Genomic DNA, 17297 nt, shown 5'->3' with positions numbered 1-17297 from the left:
TTTGTATTTTCACTTAAAAATCAGTGAAATGCACATTCGAAATGTGATTTTTTGTATAGTTCTATTCTCTATAGTATCCTGTGATTACTTTTCTTTTACTAGAAAGAACAATAATCAGTATATTGATACTATTATTAATTTATCTAAAGTAGATGTTTCTCCTTCATTTGAGAAATGCAAAGAACTTGATTCTAATACCAAAAATGAGTGTTTTCGGTCTGAAATCCAAGCTAATATAGCACGTTCATTAAGTGAAATTGACTTTATTGTAGATGAAGATATAGACGAGGTAATTTATGTTCACTTGGTCATAAACAATTACGGCACAGTTCAGCTTAAAGATATTGAAGCTTCTAACATTGTTTTAGAAAAATTACCAGCTTTAGATAGTTTATTAAAGGTTTCAGTCAAAAAACTTCCTAAAATATTTCCTGCAATTAAAAGAGGAATTCCAGTTACTACTCAATATACATTGCCCGTTAAAATTGCCATTAAAAACTACTGATGTTTTTTAAGAGCTTAATATGTTGATTTTTAAATGTTAAAAACTCAGGTTCCTGTTACAAACTTATAATTGATTCGTTTACAAAATAAGTAAACTAATAAAACCAAAATATGAATCAATTAATTGTAGAAACCAAAAACCTCAATTTCTCTTATTCAAAATCAAGAAAAGATATTGATAGTTTAGCACTTCAGGTACCTAAAGGGAGTGTTTATGGTTTTCTTGGGCCAAATGGTTCTGGAAAGAGCACGACTATTCGTTTAATTTTAGGACTTTTAAAAAAGCAAGCAGGGTATGTTTCCTTATTTGGAGAATCATTTAACTCAGGAAGCAGAATTAAAAGTTTGCATAAAATAGGAGCCTTGATAGAAAATCCATCGTTGTATGAGCATTTGAATGCGGTTGAGAATTTAAAGATTGCAGCAAATTATAGAGGGAAAATATCTCTAGAAAGGATTGATGAAGTACTAGAAATTGTTAGGTTAATTCATGCGAAGAAGAAAAAAGTCAAAGCTTATTCATTAGGAATGAAGCAGCGTTTAGGGTTGGCTATTTCATTACTTAGTAATCCTGAACTCATAATTTTAGATGAGCCAACCAATGGCTTGGATCCTAAGGGGATTATTGAAATGAGAGAGTTGATTAAGGAGTTGAATCAAAAATATGGAACTACAGTCTTTATATCTAGTCATTTGTTAAGTGAAATTGAAAAAACATGTACTCATGTTGGTATTATAAGAAATGGTAAAATGTTATATCAAGATACGGTAAAATCATTAAAACAATCAAAAAGTAAAAATATGATTGTTGAAATTGAAGTAGATAAGTTCATTGACGCAATGGTTGTTTTAGAAGTTTTGAACAAAGAAAATTTATCTACAGAAGATGATTTTATAAAAATAGAGGTAGAAACCAAAGAAGAGATAACGAAAGTTATTGATGCTTTTAGAGTGAATGAAATTCAAGTGTTTCAAGCTAGTATTAAAAATAATTTAGAAGAGCTTTTTTTATCATTAACAGAAAATTAATAGTTATGTCAGCAATTACATTTTATATATCTAATACCAAAAATGAATTAATTAAATTAAAAAGAACTTTTGCTTTTTGGTTAACCATCATTAGTGCTTTAATAATTCCTTTACTGTTTTTTATTGCTTATGCTATTAAACATGCAAAATTAGTACCTGGTGAAGGAGTAAACCCTTGGGATAAATACACTTTAAATCAGGTGGAAAACTCGATCCCTTTTTTTGTGCCTTTATTTATAGTGTTAATTACTAGTTTAATAATTCAGGTAGAACATAAAGCAACAGGAATAAAACATTTATTTGCATTGCCAATACCTAAATGGAGTGTGTATTTTGGTAAATTATCTATTGTTCTCTTTTCAATTATAAGTACATACGTGTATTTTTACATAGCGATTTTGTTTTTTGGAATTTTACTAGGTTTTTTTTATCCCGATTTAGCATTTTTAGATTTTCAACCAGATCATATGGGCTACATAAAAATGTTAGGAACTTCATTTATTGCTTCTCTAGGAATTGTTGGGATTCAGTTTTGGTTAAGTTTTAGATTTAAAAATTTTATAGTTCCTTTATCTGTAGGAATGGTTTTTATAATATTAGGTTTAATTGCTTTTCAAGCGCCTGAATCTATTTATTTTCCCTATTCATATAATGTTTTGTCAATATCACTAGGAGATAAAATGCCGCAAACTTTTGGAGTTTCATCAGTAACTGTTTACAGTATTTTATGTTTTTTAGTAACCAGTGTGTTGGGGTATTTAGATGTTAAAAGATTAAATATAAAATAATAATTAATAGTAAAGGGAAGAATAAAGTAATTAAACTTGATATAACCCAGAAATTATAAATTACCCGCTGAAAAGTATTTATTTTAGTGGGTTTTTTCTTTATAATTATTTTTTTTAAATTTTCTATAGGAAGTTTTAGTAATTCCTCTTTTGTCATTTTTAAGTCAATGATTCCTTTAACGGATAATCCAGTTTTATATCCTTTCCAAACTTCTTTAGGGTGTGTTAATGAAGAAAATCCCATTGCCCATAAACTCATAAAACCAATAGGGATATGTTTCCAAAGCCCTGTGGCTATTTCCCAGCCAGCTATAAAAGCCTCACCTTTCCAGCTAATATCACAATTATACAATATATGTTGAATATCATGAATATGGACTACGTTTTTTCTAAATTGAGAATTAGGAAGTTTTACTGTAAAAAGTCTAAATTTTAAATAAAAAAAGTCTTCATTTACGCCTCCTTCTTCTGAAAGGTTATTTTCTTTATAAAATATAGTTAGTTTTTCTGAAACTGTCATAGTTAATTAGAATTGTGTGGTACAAATGTATTTTGTAAAATCACAATAATTCTTGACAATTGTCAAGAAATTATTTCTTTCTAATTCTACTGAATGTTTCAGGAGTCATCCCCAAAAATGAGGCGATATGTTTTGATGAAACACGTTGAAATAAATATGGTTTTTTATTAAGTAAAATTTCGTAGCGTTCTTGTGCGGTATGTAATTGTATGTATTCAATTCGTTCAACTAATTCAATATATATTTGTTGCAAGAATAAGCGCCCAAAGCGTTCGTGTTTAGGATTATTTTCAAGTATTTTTTCTATATCATTAATATTGATTACAAAAGTATCTAAATCTTCCAATGCCTGAATATTGTATTTGCTTTTTTTTCGTTGAATTAAACTGTCAATAGAGGTGATACTTTCTTGTTCTGCAGAAAAATGTACAGTAATATCTTTGTCTTCTTTATAATAAAAAACACGAGCTATACCTGAAGTTATGATGTAAAAGTTGTTGCAAATTGTACCGGCTTCATGAATAATATCATGCTTAGAAAAACTTTTGAAAGTCATGATTTCTTGAAGAGCTTCCATCAATTCAGGGTTTTCTAGTAAAAAAGAGACGTTTTTTTGAGAATAATCAATCATTTATAATTTTAATAATTCTTCAATAAATTCACGTTGATTTGATAGGCGAGGTACTTTGTGTTGCCCTCCCAACTTACCTTTCCTTTTTAACCAGTCATAAAATAACCCTTTGCGAGCTTTATGAATTTTAGGCATTGATAAGGTCATGTTGTTATAACGTTTAGCTTCATAGTCAGAATTACAGGTTTTTAATGAGTTATCTAATAATTCAGTAAAAAAAGCTAAGTTTTCGGGAGCCTTGTTAAATTCAATAATCCATTCATGAGCTCCTTGTTTTTTACCATCCATAAAAATAGGGCCCACAGTGTAGTCTTTAATACTAGCATTGGTTTTATTACAAGCTGCTTTTAAGGCCTCTTCTGTATTTTCAATAATAAGTTCTTCACCAAAAACATTGATATGATGTTTTGTTCTTCCTGTGATTTTTATTCTATAAGGCTTAATTGATGTGAATTTTATGGTATCACCAATCAAGTATCGCCATAAGCCTCCATTTGTGGTAATAACCATTGCATAGTTAATGCCTTTTTTTACTTCAGAAAGAGGGATTGCAATTGAGTTTTCGCCATTGTATTGACTCATCGGAATAAACTCATAAAAAATACCATAATCTAACATCAACAAAAGTTCTTCTGAATTATTAAGGTCTTGTAATGCAAAAAAACCTTCAGAGGCATTGTATGTTTCGTAATACCTAAAATCTTTCTTAGGTATTAACTTTTTATATTGCTCTCGGTAGGGGTTGAAGTTAACTCCACCATGAAAGTAAACTTCTAAATTAGGCCATACTTCTAGGATGTTGTTTTTACCTGTTTTTTCTAAAACTCTATTTAATAAAACAAGCATCCAGGATGGAACTCCCACCAAACTAGTAATGTTTTCATTAATAGTTTCATCAATAATGGCTTCCATTTTTGTTTCCCACTCCTCCATTAATGCAACCTCTTGTTTAGGAGCAGAGCTAAAGTCAGCCCAAAAAGGCATGTTTTCAATAATAATAGCTGATAAATCTCCAAAATAAGAATTATTATCTTCATAAACAGCCGAGCTTCCTCCTAAACGAAGTCCTTTTCCTTTAAATAATTGAGCGTTTTGATTGTTATTAATATATAAACATAGCATATCTTTTCCAGCCTTCATGTGGCAGTTTTCAATAGCTTCATCACTTACGGGGATAAATTTACTTTTCGCATTTGTAGTACCGCTAGATTTTGCAAACCATCTTATTTGAGAAGGCCAAAAAATATTTTGTTCGCCTTTTCTACAGCGCTCTATTAAGGGCTCTATGTTTTCATATTTTTGAATGGGAACTTGGGAAGAAAATTTATCATATGAATCTATAGAAGAAAAACTGTATAGATTGCCTATTTCAGTGTTCTTAGCAGTATTTAGTAACCTTAATAACACCTCATTTTGAACATCAATAGGGTATTTTAAAAATAGTTCTACTTGATGTTTACGTTTTTTTAAAAACCAAGAAATGATTGAATTTATAAACGGAAACGCCATATATTTTTTAAGTTTGTGCTTTGTTGTTGCTGTGTTTTCTGTTTTAAAAGAAGAGCAGCAAAAATTTTTAGCTAAAAGTAATAAAATTTAAGACATGCATTATCAAGGAGTGTTAAAAAAAATGGCTACCGAGAATTTAGAAACGGTACAGTATTATTTAGATATGAAAACTGATTTTTTAAATATGAATCAGTTGTTAGAAAAAGTGCTTGAATTTCATTTTATTACCTATGAATGCTTGAGTTGTGGGTTAGAGAAAGAGATTTACAGACAGGGTTTTTGTAAAAAATGTTTTTTTGAAACAGCGAAAGCAGGAGATTGGATAATGCGCCCAGAATTAAGTAAAGCTCATTTAGGAATTGAAGATCGTGATTTAGAATATGAAAAACAGGCGCAGTTACAACCCCATATTGTGTATTTGGCTAACTCTAGTAATGTGAAGGTTGGAGTGACAAGAAAAAATCAAGTACCTACTAGGTGGATAGATCAGGGGGCCCATGAAGCTATTGAGATTGTTGAAGTTCCTAATAGGTATTTGGCAGGAATTACTGAGGTTGCACTAAAAGAATATGTAGCAGATAAGACGAATTGGAGAAAGATGCTTAAAAATGATATAGAGGATGAAAGTTTGGTATCGTGGCAAGAAAAGTTACGTGAATTTATTCCCGAGGAAGCAAAAGCATACTTTATTGAAAACAACAAAGAAACAAATATTAAGTTTCCTGTAAAGAAATACCCACTGAAACCTAAAAGTTTGAATTTGAAAAAACAAGAGTCTTATGAAGGTAAATTGGTTGGAATAAAAGGACAATATTTTATTTTTGAAGATGATACTGTTTTTAACGTTCGAGCTAACGAAGGTTTAGTGGTTAAAATTGTTGTTAAATAGTATTTTAAAATAATTTTAAAAAGGACCAATCGTTTACTTTAAACGATTGGTCCTTTTTATTGAAGTTATAATTTTTAGCTTAAGAAAGTCCAGAAATTTTACCATCATTATCAATACTCATAGCCTCAGAAGCAGGAATGGTAGGCAGTCCTGGCATACGCATCATTTTTCCTAAAATAGGAATTATAAATTGAGCACCAGCAGCTATTTCTATTTCTCTTACTGTTACGGTAAATCCTTCTGGTTTTCCTATTAACTTATCGTTATCAGAAAATGACTTTTGTGTTTTGGCCATACATATCGCAAAGTCACTAAAACCAAGACGTTCAATACGGCGAAGATTAAGCTGTGCCTTCTTACTATATTCTACATTTGAAGCACCATAAATCTCTTTAGCAATCGTTTCAATTTTGTCTTTTACAGGGCTTTTCCAATCGTATAAAGGTTTGTATTGCGTGGCTTTGTTTTCAACAATATTTATAACTGCATTGGCTAAGTTTTTAGTTCCTTCTCCACCATTAGCCCATCCTTCTGAAACTACAGCTTGTACTCCAAGATTTGCACATGCTTCTATAACGAAATTAACTTCTTCCTCTGAATCAGAAATAAACGAGTTAATAGCAACCACTGGTTCAATATTAAATTTACGGATGTTCTCAATATGTTTTTCAAGATTTTTAAACCCGTTTTGAACACGCTCTATGTTTGGAGTATTGTACTCTTCTTTTGGAGCCCCTCCATGATGACGAAGTGCTCTAATTGTTGAGACAAGCACAACACATTTAGGGTTTAACCCTGCGTGAGCAGATTTAATATTTAAGAATTTTTCAGCTCCTAAATCGGCACCAAAACCAGCTTCAGTAACAACGTAGTTTGATAAAGATAATCCCATCTTAGTAGCAATAATGGTATTTGTTCCTTGCGCAATATTTGCAAAAGGACCACCATGTATAATTGCAGGATTTTCCTCTAATGTCTGAACGAGGTTAGGTTTTATAGCATCTTTAAGCAAAATAGCCATAGCATTTTCTGCTTTTAAATCTTTAGCAAAAACAGGCTTTTTATCAAAAGTAAAGCCTATGAAAATGTTTCCTAAACGTTTTTTTAAGTCATTGAAATCATTAGCCATACATAAAATAGCCATAACTTCTGATGCAGGAGTAATATTGAAGCCATCTTCTCTTGGAATTCCGTTTGCTGTTCCCCCTAAACCAATAGTAATTTGTCGCAGAGCACGATCATTCATATCTATAACACGTTTCCAAAGAATTGTCCTAGGATCAATGTTTAAATTGTTAACTTTACTTTGAAGGTTATTATCAATTAATGCTGATAGTAAATTATTTGCTTTTTCAATAGCATTAAAATCACCTGTAAAATGCAGGTTAATATCTTCCATAGGAACTACTTGTGAATAACCACCTCCTGCGGCCCCACCTTTTATTCCAAAAACAGAACCTAAAGATGGTTCACGTAAAACCACAGTTGCTTGTTTTCCTACTTTGTTTAGTCCCTCAGTTAAACCAATAGAAACAGTTGTTTTTCCTTCGCCAGCGGGTGTAGGTGTTAAAGCTGTAACTAAAACTAAGTTGTTCTGTTTTATTTTTTCGTCATCAATTAAATTTAGAGGAAGTTTAGCTTTATACTTTCCGTACATTTCCAAGTTATCTTCTTCTATATTAAGTTTTTGAGCAATATGCCTAATGTGTTGTAATTTTTTTCCTTGAGCAATCTCAATATCAGTTAAGTGTGCTGTTTTAGGAGCTTCAATGTCAGTTGTATGTGCCATTGTATATAAATTAAATTATTAAAGTTGTTTCTTTTGCTTGAAAAGCCTGTAAATATACATAATATAAATGCCAAAAAAGAAGGAATCCATTAGCAAGTATTTGTTAATTAGTAGCTAGAAACATAAATATGGCAAAAGAATTGTCAAATCTTTTTTGAAATACTATATTTGCACGTTTTAAAAAAAGTCGATTTAAATTATAAGAAGATGCAAAACAAAGGTCTTATTAAATTATTTGCTATTCTTTTTGGATTAGTAAGTTTATACCAATTATCATTTACATTTTTTGCCAACAAGGTAGAAAGTAGCGCAAAAGAATACGCTGAAAAAAATGTTAACGGAGGTAGTGGTAGAGAGTTAGCTAAACTAGAAAAGAAATACATTGATAGTGTAGCAAATAAAGAAGTAGTTAATTTAGGAGTTGCTAAATACACCTATAATGATATCAGGGATAAAGAAATGAACCTTGGTTTAGATTTAAAAGGAGGTATTAATGCAATTTTACAAGTGTCTGTTAAAGATATTTTAATAGGGTTGTCAAATGACTCTAAGAATTCTGTCTTTAATGAAGCTTTAGAAAAAGCTGATGAAGCACAAAAAGATAGCCAAGATGATTATATAGATTTATTTTATAGTCAATTTGAGGCTTTAAGCAACGGAAGTGTGAAATTAAGTGATCCATCTATTTTTGGAACTAAAGCACTGCGTGATAAAATAGACTTTAATAAAACCAACGAGCAAGTAAAATCGACTTTACAAGAGGAAATAAATACGTCTATAAATACAGCTTTTGAAGTATTACGTAGTCGTATTGATAAATTTGGGGTTGTTCAACCAAGTATTCAACGAATTGGAACTTCTGGAAGAATTCAAGTAGAGTTACCAGGAGCTAAAGATATTGAGCGTGTACAAAAATTATTACAAAGTACTGCTGAATTACAGTTTTGGGAAGTGTATACTAATGCTGATGTAATTCCATTTTTTGTACAAGCAAATGCGAAGTCAATAGAGTTATTAAAAGACAAAACGGCTAGTGCAACTGAGCAAGTAAAAGACACTGCAAAAAAAGGAGACGATATTGATGATTTATTAGGAGAATCAAAAGATTCAACAGACGTTGAGACTCAAAAAATGTTGTTTAACTTTTTAAGTCCAAATCAATCACAAGTTAGTCCTACTGTTGGGTATGCCAAAGTACAAGATACTGCTAAAGTGAATGAATTGCTTAACAATAAAGAGGTTAGAGCTTTGTTGCCAAGTAATTTAAGATATGCAAAGTTTTTGTGGGATTATAAGTCATTAACACCTCCTAAAGGAGCAGACGCTCCAGAAAATGAAGAAGTTGCTGCTATTATAGCATTATATGCTGTAAAATCTAATAGAAATGATAAAGCTCCTATTGAAGGAGATGTAATTGCTGATGCAAAACAAGATTATGATCAATTAAGTAAGCCTATAGTTTCTATGACTATGAATGCGTCTGGTACGAAGAAATGGGCTAAGATGACTGCGGAAAATGTTGGTAAATTTGTTGCTGTTGTTTTAGATGATTATGTTTATACTGCACCTTCAGTAAATGGAGAGATAGCAGGAGGAAGTACTCAAATTTCAGGAGGCCAAATGACCGTTTCTGAAGCACAAGATATTTCAACAGTATTAAAAGCTGGTAAGTTACCTGCACCTGCACGTATTATTCAGTCAGAAGTAGTTGGTCCATCATTAGGTAAAGAATCTATTAATGCAAGTATATGGTCATTTGCCTTAGCTATTTTATTAGTCTTAGTGTGGATGGTTTTATATTATGGTAAAGCTGGATTGTACGCAAATATTGCATTATTAGTAAATATATTATTTATTTTTGGTGTATTAGCCTCTTTTAATTCTGTATTAACATTACCTGGTATAGCAGGTATTATTTTAACAATAGGTATGTCGGTTGATGCCAACGTAATTATTTTTGAAAGAATCAAAGAAGGTCTGTTTGGTGGTAAAGGATTGGGTACCGCAGTGGATGAAGGTTTTAGTATTAAAGGTGCTTTATCAGCAATTATTGATGCAAATATTACAACATTATTAACAGGTGTAATTTTATATGCTTTCGGTACGGGGCCAATTAAAGGATTCGCATTAACATTAATGATTGGTATAGCAACATCATTATTTACGGCTATCTTTATAACACGTTTATTGGTTGATGGAGCTGTAACTAAAGGAACTAATTTAACATTCAATACAAATATTTCTAAAAATTGGTTTAAAAATATTAACATAGAGTTCTTAAAGAAACGTAAGTTAGCCTACATTGTTTCAGGAGCTATTATAGCATTTGGTTTAGTTTCTATTCTTACAATAGGATTAAAACAAGGTGTAGATTTTAAAGGAGGGCGTTCTTACATTGTTCGTTTTGATAAGCCAGTAAAAGCTAATGAAGTAGCTGCTACATTAAAAGATGCTTTTGGTACTGCTCCAGAAGCAAAAACATATGGTTCTGAAAATCAATTGAAAATAACTACCGTTTATAAAATTGATCAAGAGGGAAGACAAGTTGATGAGCAAGTTCAAAGTGAATTATACAAAGGATTAAAGTCTTACCTAGGTGATACTACTTATGAGAACTTTAAACCTGGTTTTGAAAAAGAGGGTAGCGGTATAATGAGTTATATGAAAGTTGAACCAACAATTGCGGATGATATTAAGCAAGCTGCATTATGGGCTGTAATAGGTTCTTTAATTGTAGTGTTTTTATATATCTTATTACGTTTTAGAAAAGTAGCTTTCTCTATAGGAGCAGTTGTAGCAGTATTTCATGATGTTTTAGTTGTATTAGGTGTGTTCTCAATTTTGTATAAGTTTATGCCTTTTGATATGGAAATAGGTCAATCGTTTATTGCGGCAATACTTACAGTAGTAGGTTATTCACTAAATGATACCGTGGTAATTTTTGATAGAATTAGAGAATATGCTAATAATAGTACTTCTTTTACCGCTGGTTTGGTTGATAAAGCATTAAGTAGTACTTTAGGAAGAACAATAAATACATCATTAACAACATTGTTAGTAATGTTAGCGATATTTTTCTTTGGAGGTGACAGTATTAAAGGATTTATGTTCGCATTAATTGTGGGGGTAGTCGTAGGTACTTATTCATCTTTATTTGTTGCAACTCCAATAATGTTTGATGTTGCCAAAAAAAGAGAAAAAAAATAAAAAAATAAGAGACAAAAATAAAACCGTTTTGAACAATATTCAAAACGGTTTTTTCATTTACTATCAAGCAACTATCTTTGCAATCTGATGAAAATAACAAAAATTCACGATTTATATTTTAAAGAATTCGTTTCTAAAAACGATATAGCTATAATTGTTAAACGATTAGCATTACAAGTAAAAAAAGACCTTCCTAAAGATGAAGTACCTCTTTTTATTGGTATTTTAAATGGTTGTTTTGTTTTTGCTGCTGATTTTGTTAGAGAGTTTAATGGAGATTGTGAGATTTCTTTTGTTAAGTTAGCTTCATATGAAGGAACAACCTCTTCCGAAAAAGTAAAGAAATTGATAGGGGTTAATGAAGATTTGTCTGGTCGTACCGTTATTATATTAGAAGATGTAATAGATACTGGAACTACATTACAAGAAATTTACGAAATATTCAAAACCAAAAACTTAAAAGAATTAAAAATAGCAACGCTTTTTTTTAAGCCAGATGTATATAAAAAAGAATTACCAATTAATTATATAGGTAAAAGTATCGATGATGCTTTTATTGTTGGTTATGGTCTTGATTATAAGGGTTATGGTAGAAATTTGCCTGCTGTTTATCAGTTAACAACAAAACCAAAAATGAAAAACATTGTATTATTTGGCCCTCCTGGTGCAGGAAAAGGAACACAAGCTGCTGTTTTAAAAGATAAGTATAATTTAGTACATATCTCAACAGGAGATGTTTTCCGTTATAATATTAAAAATGGAACTGATTTAGGACTATTAGCAAAAACGTATATGGACGCTGGAAATTTAGTTCCTGATGAAGTAACAATAAGTATGCTTAAAGCTGAGGTTGAAAAAAATACTGATGTAAATGGATTCATTTTTGATGGGTTCCCAAGAACTCAGTCACAAGCTGAAGTATTAGATGAGTTTTTAGCTGAAAAAGGTGAGCGAATTAATGGGATGGTTGCTTTAGAAGTTTCTGAAGATTTATTAGTTGAGCGTATCTTAGAAAGAGGTAAAACTAGTGGTAGATCTGATGATACTGATGAAGGTAAAATTAGAAATCGTTTTAACGAATACAATACAAAAACAGCTGTATTAAAAGACTTTTATGAAGATAAAGGTACATATTACGGGGTAAATGGAGTAGGTTCTATTGAAGAAATTACACAGCGTTTATCTGATGTTTTTGATACATTATAAAAAATATATTTAGCTATTATTTTAAGCTAAATGAATAAACAAAAACAATGACCGAAGGAAATTTTGTCGATTATATAAAAGTATATGCATCTTCAGGGAAAGGTGGTAAAGGTTCTGTTCATTTACACCGTGAGAAGTACATTACAAAAGGTGGTCCTGATGGAGGAGATGGTGGAAGAGGTGGTCACGTAATTGTACGTGGAGATAAAACTATGTGGACACTTTTTCACTTAAAATTTAAACGTCATTTTAAAGCAGAACATGGTGGTCATGGAAGTAGTAGTAGAAGTACCGGTGCTGATGGAGCTGATGTTGTAATACCTGTGCCATTGGGTACGGTTTTTAGAGATGCTGATACTGATGAAATACTATTCGAAGTTACTGAGCACGATAAAGATATTATCTTGTTAGAAGGTGGTAAAGGAGGAAGAGGGAATTGGCACTTTAAATCTTCAACAAACCAAGCACCTCGTTATGCACAGCCAGGGATTGATGGCGTTGAAGGCTGGTTCCGTATGGAACTTAAAATTTTAGCAGATGTAGGATTAGTGGGCTTTCCCAATGCTGGAAAATCTACCTTGCTTTCTGTGATAACAGCTGCTAAACCTAAAATTGCCGACTATGCCTTTACAACGTTAAAGCCTAATTTAGGTATTGTAGAATATAGAAATCACCAAAGTTTTGTGGTGGCTGATATTCCAGGTATTATTGAAGGAGCTTCAGAGGGTAAAGGATTAGGGCATTATTTCTTAAGACACATAGAGCGTAATTCTACTCTTTTATTTTTAATACCAGCCGATAGTGATGATATTAAGAAAGAATATGAAATTTTATTAAACGAACTTCGTAAACATAATCCAGAGCTTTTAGATAAACAACGATTATTGGCCATATCAAAATGTGATATGCTTGATGATGAATTAAAAGAAGAAATAAAAGAGGAGTTGCCAGAAGGTATTAAGACCTTATTTATTTCGTCTGTTGCTCAAGCCGGATTAATGGAATTAAAAGATACTCTTTGGAAAATGTTAAACTAAACAATATAGTTTTTATAAAAAAAAGCTGTGAATTTAAATTCACAGCTTTTTTGTTTTTAAGTTTAATCTTAGTTTTTCAAAAACTTTTTAGCTAACACACCAGTTGTTGTTGTTAATCGTAAAATATAAACTCCCATAGGAAGGTAGTTTAAGTTAATACTGTTATTGTTTTTTCCTTTAAAAACGATTCTACCAGAAATGTCTGAAATATTGATGTTAGTAATTTCTTCTTTATTAATACCAATGTTTAATATTTCTTTAACGGGTACAGGATATGTTTTTACAGTTGCTAATGAGTTTTTATTAATACTTGCTGTAGCACAATTTTCGCTAAAACTTGAAGCGCTATCAAAAGCAAAATTACTACCTGTCCAATTATTAGTACTGTAAGCAACATTATCTACTTGTATACAAGTAAGATTACTATTTCTAAGAGCTTCAATTTCTTTGAAATTAGTATTGGTACCGTTAGCTAAATTTAGGGAGGTTAAATTATTAATAGAACAGTAGAGTTTGGTTAATTTTGGACAGGTACTGATATCTATACTAGTAATTTTATTACCACCACAGTTTAACGAACTAAGTTCAGTGTTCTTACTTACGTCTAATGAAGATATGTCAGTATTATTATAGCAGAAAAATAAACGAAGATCAATGTTTTTTGATACATCAATTTCTGATAATTGATTAGTATGACAATAAATTTTTGAAAGTTTTGTGTTTTTACTTGTATCTAATGCGTTTATTTTATTTGAGCTACAATCAAAATAGACTAAAGATAAGTTGTTACTTATGTCGATGCTTGTTAGGTCGTTGTTATAGGAATATAACGTTTTTAGTTCAGTGTTTTTTGAAACATTTATACTTGTAAGTTTATTATTGTAAGAATAAAGATATTTTAGTTTTACATTTTTACTTAGGTCTAAGCTTGTTAATTGATTGCCATAACAAGATAAAGTTGTAAGGTTGATAAATGCTTCAATACCATTTAAAGTTGAAATGTTTTTATTTGAAACATCCATACTTCCATCAAAAGCATTAGCCTCACTAGTTTGAATTTCTGAATCATTATTGGTATTTATTGCTGTGTTGGCAACTAGAGCAGCTTTAAAATTTGTGTCAGGGATTGTAATGTTTTGTGCATTTACAATTATGCTGCTAAAAAATAAAAATAAAAATAAAAGTAGTTGTTTTTTCATAAAGTTGGGGTAATTAATGTTTATGTAAGTTTTTAAAAAGTAATATTTTACAAAAGAAACTATAACATTTCTTTGCATTATATGTGTGTATTATGTTTACAAAACTCTTTTAGCTTTGATAAAAGCGTTTTTCCAATATTTTTCACGTAAAGAGCTTATTAATACTCCTCGAGAACTTGTAGAATGAATAAAACGAATGGTTCCGTTCTTTACTGAGGTGATTAAGCCTACATGGTTAACTTTACCTCTTTTACGGGTAGTTTTGAAAAAAAGTAAGTCACCTCGTTTAACGCTGTTTAAAGGAATTGGATTTCCTTTTAAATACATCAATTTAGATGTTCTAGGTAATGAAATATTTCGTTTCTTGAAAGAAGTATAGATTAAGCCTGAGCAATCCATACCTTTTTTATTAGTTCCACCATATTTATAGGGCACTCCTTTGAAGGAAACAGCAGTCCAAACAATTTTATCTGCAGTTGTGATTTTTTTCTTAGATGCTTTTGAAATATGATGTTTAGTGGGTTTTTTAGAGCTAATTTTTTTTGATGAACCACAAGAGTACATGAAAAATAAAATACCAAAAAGAGGAAATAGTTTTTTAGTCACTTAATTAATTGTTTTTTAACCCATCGATAATCAATTTAGCTGTTTTTTCTGAAGCACCTTTGCCTCCTAAAACTTTTTCTAAATCAAAATAATCTAAGAATAATTGCTTTCTATGGGTTGGTTCTAATATACGAAATAATTCTTGCTTAAGTTTTTCTTTTGTGAAGTCATTCTGAATTAATTCAGTAACAACTTCCCTATTCATAATTAAATTAACTAAAGAAATGTAATCTAAAGTTATAATTCTTTTAGCTATTTGGTATTCAACATTACTGCCTTTGTAACAAACTACTTGTGGAACCTTAAATAGTGCTGCCTCTAAAGTCGCAGTCCCAGAAGTTACTATCGCTGCATAAGAAATACTTAATAAATCATAAGTTTTGTTTGCAACGAAAGAAATATTTTTATTTTTAAGAAATTCTTCATAGAACTCATAAGATTGGCTTGGAGCTCCAGCCACAACAAATTGATAGTTAGAAAAATCATCAGTTAATGACAACATTACAGCTAACATTTTAGATATCTCTTGTTTTCTGCTCCCTGGTAAAAGAGCAATAATATTTTTTGAGCCTAAATTGTGTTTTTTTCTAAACTTTTGTTCGTCCACTTGTTTTCTTCCGTCAATTCCATCAATGAGTGGGTGTCCTACAAAATGTACGTCATAATTAAATTTATTATAAAAATCTTTCTCAAAAGGGAGTATAACAAACATTTTATCAATGTCACGTTTAATACTTTTTACTCTTCCTGGTCTACTAGCCCAAACTTGAGGTGAAATATAGTAGTTAGTTTTAAAGCCATTTTTTTTAGCCCACTTAGCAATTCTTAAATTAAAACCGGAATTGTCTATAAAAATAATAACATTAGGGTTATTTTTTGCAATATCTTTCTTACAAGATTTAATAAAATTTAATGCTTTTTTTAGGTTTAGAAGAACCTCTACAAACCCCATGATAGCACGTTCTTTATAGTGTGTTACCAAGGTGCCTCCAACATTTTGCATTAAATCGCCGCCCCAAAAGCGAATATCAGCTTCGGGATCTTCTTTAAATAAAGCTTTCATTAAATTTGCTCCATGTAAATCTCCTGAAGCTTCTCCTGCAAGTATATAGTATTTCATAAATTTTTTAACGAATCTTGTTGAGATTTATATAAATTTCAAGATAAGAGTAAATATAGCAATTGTAATTGTTGCTATTAAAACACCTCTAGCCCTGTAATCTTGGTTCTTCTTTAAAAAAATAAAAAAAACAAATAAATTAGGTATCGCTGCTAAAGCAATTACAGCTCCTAATACTCCTCCCTCTCTAATTTTGTTAAGGGTTGAAGAAATATCTGTTTGAGATATATATTGAAGATAAATAAAAAAACCAGATACAGTTGCAAGTAAAGAGATTAAAAAACCAATGATGATTTCTTTTTTTATATATCCCATGAGTTTAGTTTTTGTATTGCATGATGAGCAGTCATGTCAAATTGAACGGGTACAACAGAAATGTATCCATTTTCTAAAGCCCAAATATCTGTATCTTGCCCTTTATCTTTATTAATAAATTCACCAGTTAACCAGTAATATTCTTTTCCATAAGGGCTTTTTCGTTTGTCAAAGGTTTCTTTCCAGTATCCATTTGCTTGGCGACAAATACGAATGCCTTTAATTTCATTTTCTTTAAGTTTAGGAATGTTTACATTTAAAACAACTCCTTCAGTAAGTCCATTTAAAAGAACATTTAAAGTTATTTTTTCTATAAATTTTTTAGCAGCTCTAAAATCTGCATGCCAATCAAAGTCTAATAAAGAAAAACCAATAGCAGGAATTCCTTCAATACCAGCTTCAACAGCAGCACTCATAGTACCAGAGTAAATAACATTTATAGAAGAATTTGAACCGTGATTTATACCAGAAACGCATAAGTCAGGAGTTCTATTTAAAATTTGATTTTTAGCCATTTTAACACAGTCTGCTGGAGTTCCAGAACAGCTGTATTCGATTTGAGGACCGTCATCAATAGTAATAGGGTTACAATGTAGCACATTATTCACGGTAATTGCATGTCCCATTCCACTTTGAGGACTGTCAGGAGCTACCACTACAACGTCTCCTATTTTATTCATGATTTCAATAAGCATTCTTATTCCAGGAGCAGTAATTCCATCGTCATTTGTAACTAAAATTAAGGGTCTTTCTTGCATAGTAGATTTAGTTTTACAACAAATGTAAGATAAAAAAAGGATACTTTTTTAACATTTCGTAAAGATAGAAGAGGTAAAATATTCCGTAAAATTGTAGTGATCAAATAGAAAGGTATGATATGTGTTGTTGTTTATGTGATTATTTTTGTTATTTCAACTTTTTTTTCAATAATTTAAATTCTAGTGAAAA

Annotated in this window: 16 protein-coding genes; 7 read left to right on the top strand and 9 right to left on the bottom strand. The window is 30.7% G+C overall.

Annotated features, from left to right (window positions below):
• Positions 1 to 28 precede the first annotated feature (28 nt).
• The 3 genes from ACMFBB_RS09815 to ACMFBB_RS09805 all read left to right on the top strand — a co-directional run bounded on the left by ACMFBB_RS09815 (position 29) and on the right by ACMFBB_RS09805 (position 2321).
• Entirely contained in the window at positions 29 to 505 is a 477-nt protein-coding gene (locus tag ACMFBB_RS09815) for a hypothetical protein (protein ID WP_435264203.1), read from the top strand.
• A gap of 110 nt (positions 506 to 615) precedes the next feature.
• Complete coding sequence (locus tag ACMFBB_RS09810) at positions 616 to 1533, top strand: ABC transporter ATP-binding protein (RefSeq protein ID WP_435264202.1); 918 nt, start codon at positions 616 to 618, stop codon at positions 1531 to 1533.
• A 5-nt stretch (positions 1534 to 1538) separates the two neighbouring features.
• Positions 1539 to 2321, top strand: coding sequence for an ABC transporter permease (locus ACMFBB_RS09805; RefSeq protein WP_435264201.1), 783 nt, complete (start codon positions 1539 to 1541; stop codon positions 2319 to 2321).
• Here the strand turns inward: ACMFBB_RS09805 and ACMFBB_RS09800 are convergent.
• The 3 genes from ACMFBB_RS09800 to ACMFBB_RS09790 all read right to left on the bottom strand — a co-directional run bounded on the left by ACMFBB_RS09800 (position 2299) and on the right by ACMFBB_RS09790 (position 4981).
• Positions 2299 to 2841, bottom strand: a complete 543-nt coding sequence (locus ACMFBB_RS09800) for a hypothetical protein (protein WP_435264200.1) — start codon at positions 2839 to 2841, stop codon at positions 2299 to 2301. The genes ACMFBB_RS09805 and ACMFBB_RS09800 overlap by 23 nt on opposite strands.
• Positions 2842 to 2911: 70 nt before the next feature.
• On the bottom strand, positions 2912 to 3472 hold the full coding sequence (locus ACMFBB_RS09795; RefSeq protein WP_435264199.1) for a Crp/Fnr family transcriptional regulator: 561 nt from the start codon (positions 3470 to 3472) through the stop codon (positions 2912 to 2914).
• The gene (locus ACMFBB_RS09790) at positions 3473 to 4981 is read right to left on the bottom strand and encodes a GH3 auxin-responsive promoter family protein (protein WP_435264198.1); all 1509 of its coding nucleotides are present in this window, start codon (positions 4979 to 4981) and stop codon (positions 3473 to 3475) included.
• Positions 4982 to 5075: 94 nt separating this feature from the next.
• Here ACMFBB_RS09790 and ACMFBB_RS09785 point away from each other — a divergent pair, with 94 nt between their 5' ends.
• Complete coding sequence (locus ACMFBB_RS09785) at positions 5076 to 5870, top strand: DUF2797 domain-containing protein (protein WP_435264197.1); 795 nt, start codon at positions 5076 to 5078, stop codon at positions 5868 to 5870.
• 79 nt (positions 5871 to 5949) lie between these two features.
• On the opposite strand, the gene ACMFBB_RS09780 is transcribed toward ACMFBB_RS09785, so the two are convergent.
• Positions 5950 to 7659, bottom strand: coding sequence for a formate--tetrahydrofolate ligase (locus ACMFBB_RS09780; protein WP_435264196.1), 1710 nt, complete (start codon positions 7657 to 7659; stop codon positions 5950 to 5952).
• Positions 7660 to 7866: 207 nt separating this feature from the next.
• Here ACMFBB_RS09780 and secDF point away from each other — a divergent pair, with 207 nt between their 5' ends.
• The 3 genes from secDF (at position 7867) to obgE (ending at position 13109) form a co-directional block, all read left to right on the top strand.
• Positions 7867 to 10866, top strand: coding sequence for a protein translocase subunit SecDF (secDF, locus tag ACMFBB_RS09775; protein ID WP_435264195.1), 3000 nt, complete (start codon positions 7867 to 7869; stop codon positions 10864 to 10866).
• Positions 10867 to 10953: 87 nt separating this feature from the next.
• Positions 10954 to 12072, top strand: a complete 1119-nt coding sequence (locus ACMFBB_RS09770; protein WP_435264194.1) for an adenylate kinase — start codon at positions 10954 to 10956, stop codon at positions 12070 to 12072.
• Positions 12073 to 12119: 47 nt separating this feature from the next.
• Complete coding sequence (gene obgE / locus ACMFBB_RS09765) at positions 12120 to 13109, top strand: GTPase ObgE (RefSeq protein ID WP_435264193.1); 990 nt, start codon at positions 12120 to 12122, stop codon at positions 13107 to 13109.
• A gap of 68 nt (positions 13110 to 13177) precedes the next feature.
• Here the strand turns inward: obgE and ACMFBB_RS09760 are convergent, their stop codons facing one another.
• The 5 genes from ACMFBB_RS09760 to surE form a co-directional block, all read right to left on the bottom strand.
• Positions 13178 to 14308, bottom strand: coding sequence for a T9SS type A sorting domain-containing protein (locus tag ACMFBB_RS09760; protein ID WP_435264192.1), 1131 nt, complete (start codon positions 14306 to 14308; stop codon positions 13178 to 13180).
• 96 nt (positions 14309 to 14404) lie between these two features.
• Positions 14405 to 14914 carry a C40 family peptidase gene (locus ACMFBB_RS09755; RefSeq protein ID WP_435264191.1) on the bottom strand — a complete coding sequence of 170 codons (510 nt, stop codon included), beginning with the start codon at positions 14912 to 14914 and terminating at the stop codon, positions 14405 to 14407.
• Positions 14915 to 14918: 4 nt separating this feature from the next.
• Complete coding sequence (lpxB, locus tag ACMFBB_RS09750; protein WP_435264190.1) at positions 14919 to 16034, bottom strand: lipid-A-disaccharide synthase; 1116 nt, start codon at positions 16032 to 16034, stop codon at positions 14919 to 14921.
• Positions 16035 to 16061: 27 nt separating this feature from the next.
• Positions 16062 to 16349, bottom strand: coding sequence for a hypothetical protein (locus tag ACMFBB_RS09745; RefSeq protein WP_435264189.1), 288 nt, complete (start codon positions 16347 to 16349; stop codon positions 16062 to 16064).
• Entirely contained in the window at positions 16337 to 17107 is a 771-nt protein-coding gene (gene surE, locus ACMFBB_RS09740; RefSeq protein WP_435264188.1) for a 5'/3'-nucleotidase SurE, read from the bottom strand. Before surE ends, ACMFBB_RS09745 begins: the two co-directional genes overlap by 13 nt.
• Positions 17108 to 17297 lie beyond the last annotated feature (190 nt).

Source organism: Tenacibaculum sp. nBUS_03, assembly GCF_051201695.1.
GTDB lineage: Bacteria > Bacteroidota > Bacteroidia > Flavobacteriales > Flavobacteriaceae > Polaribacter.
The sequence above is the reverse complement of the archived record's forward strand: the minus strand, read 5'-3'. Positions and strand labels throughout refer to the sequence as shown.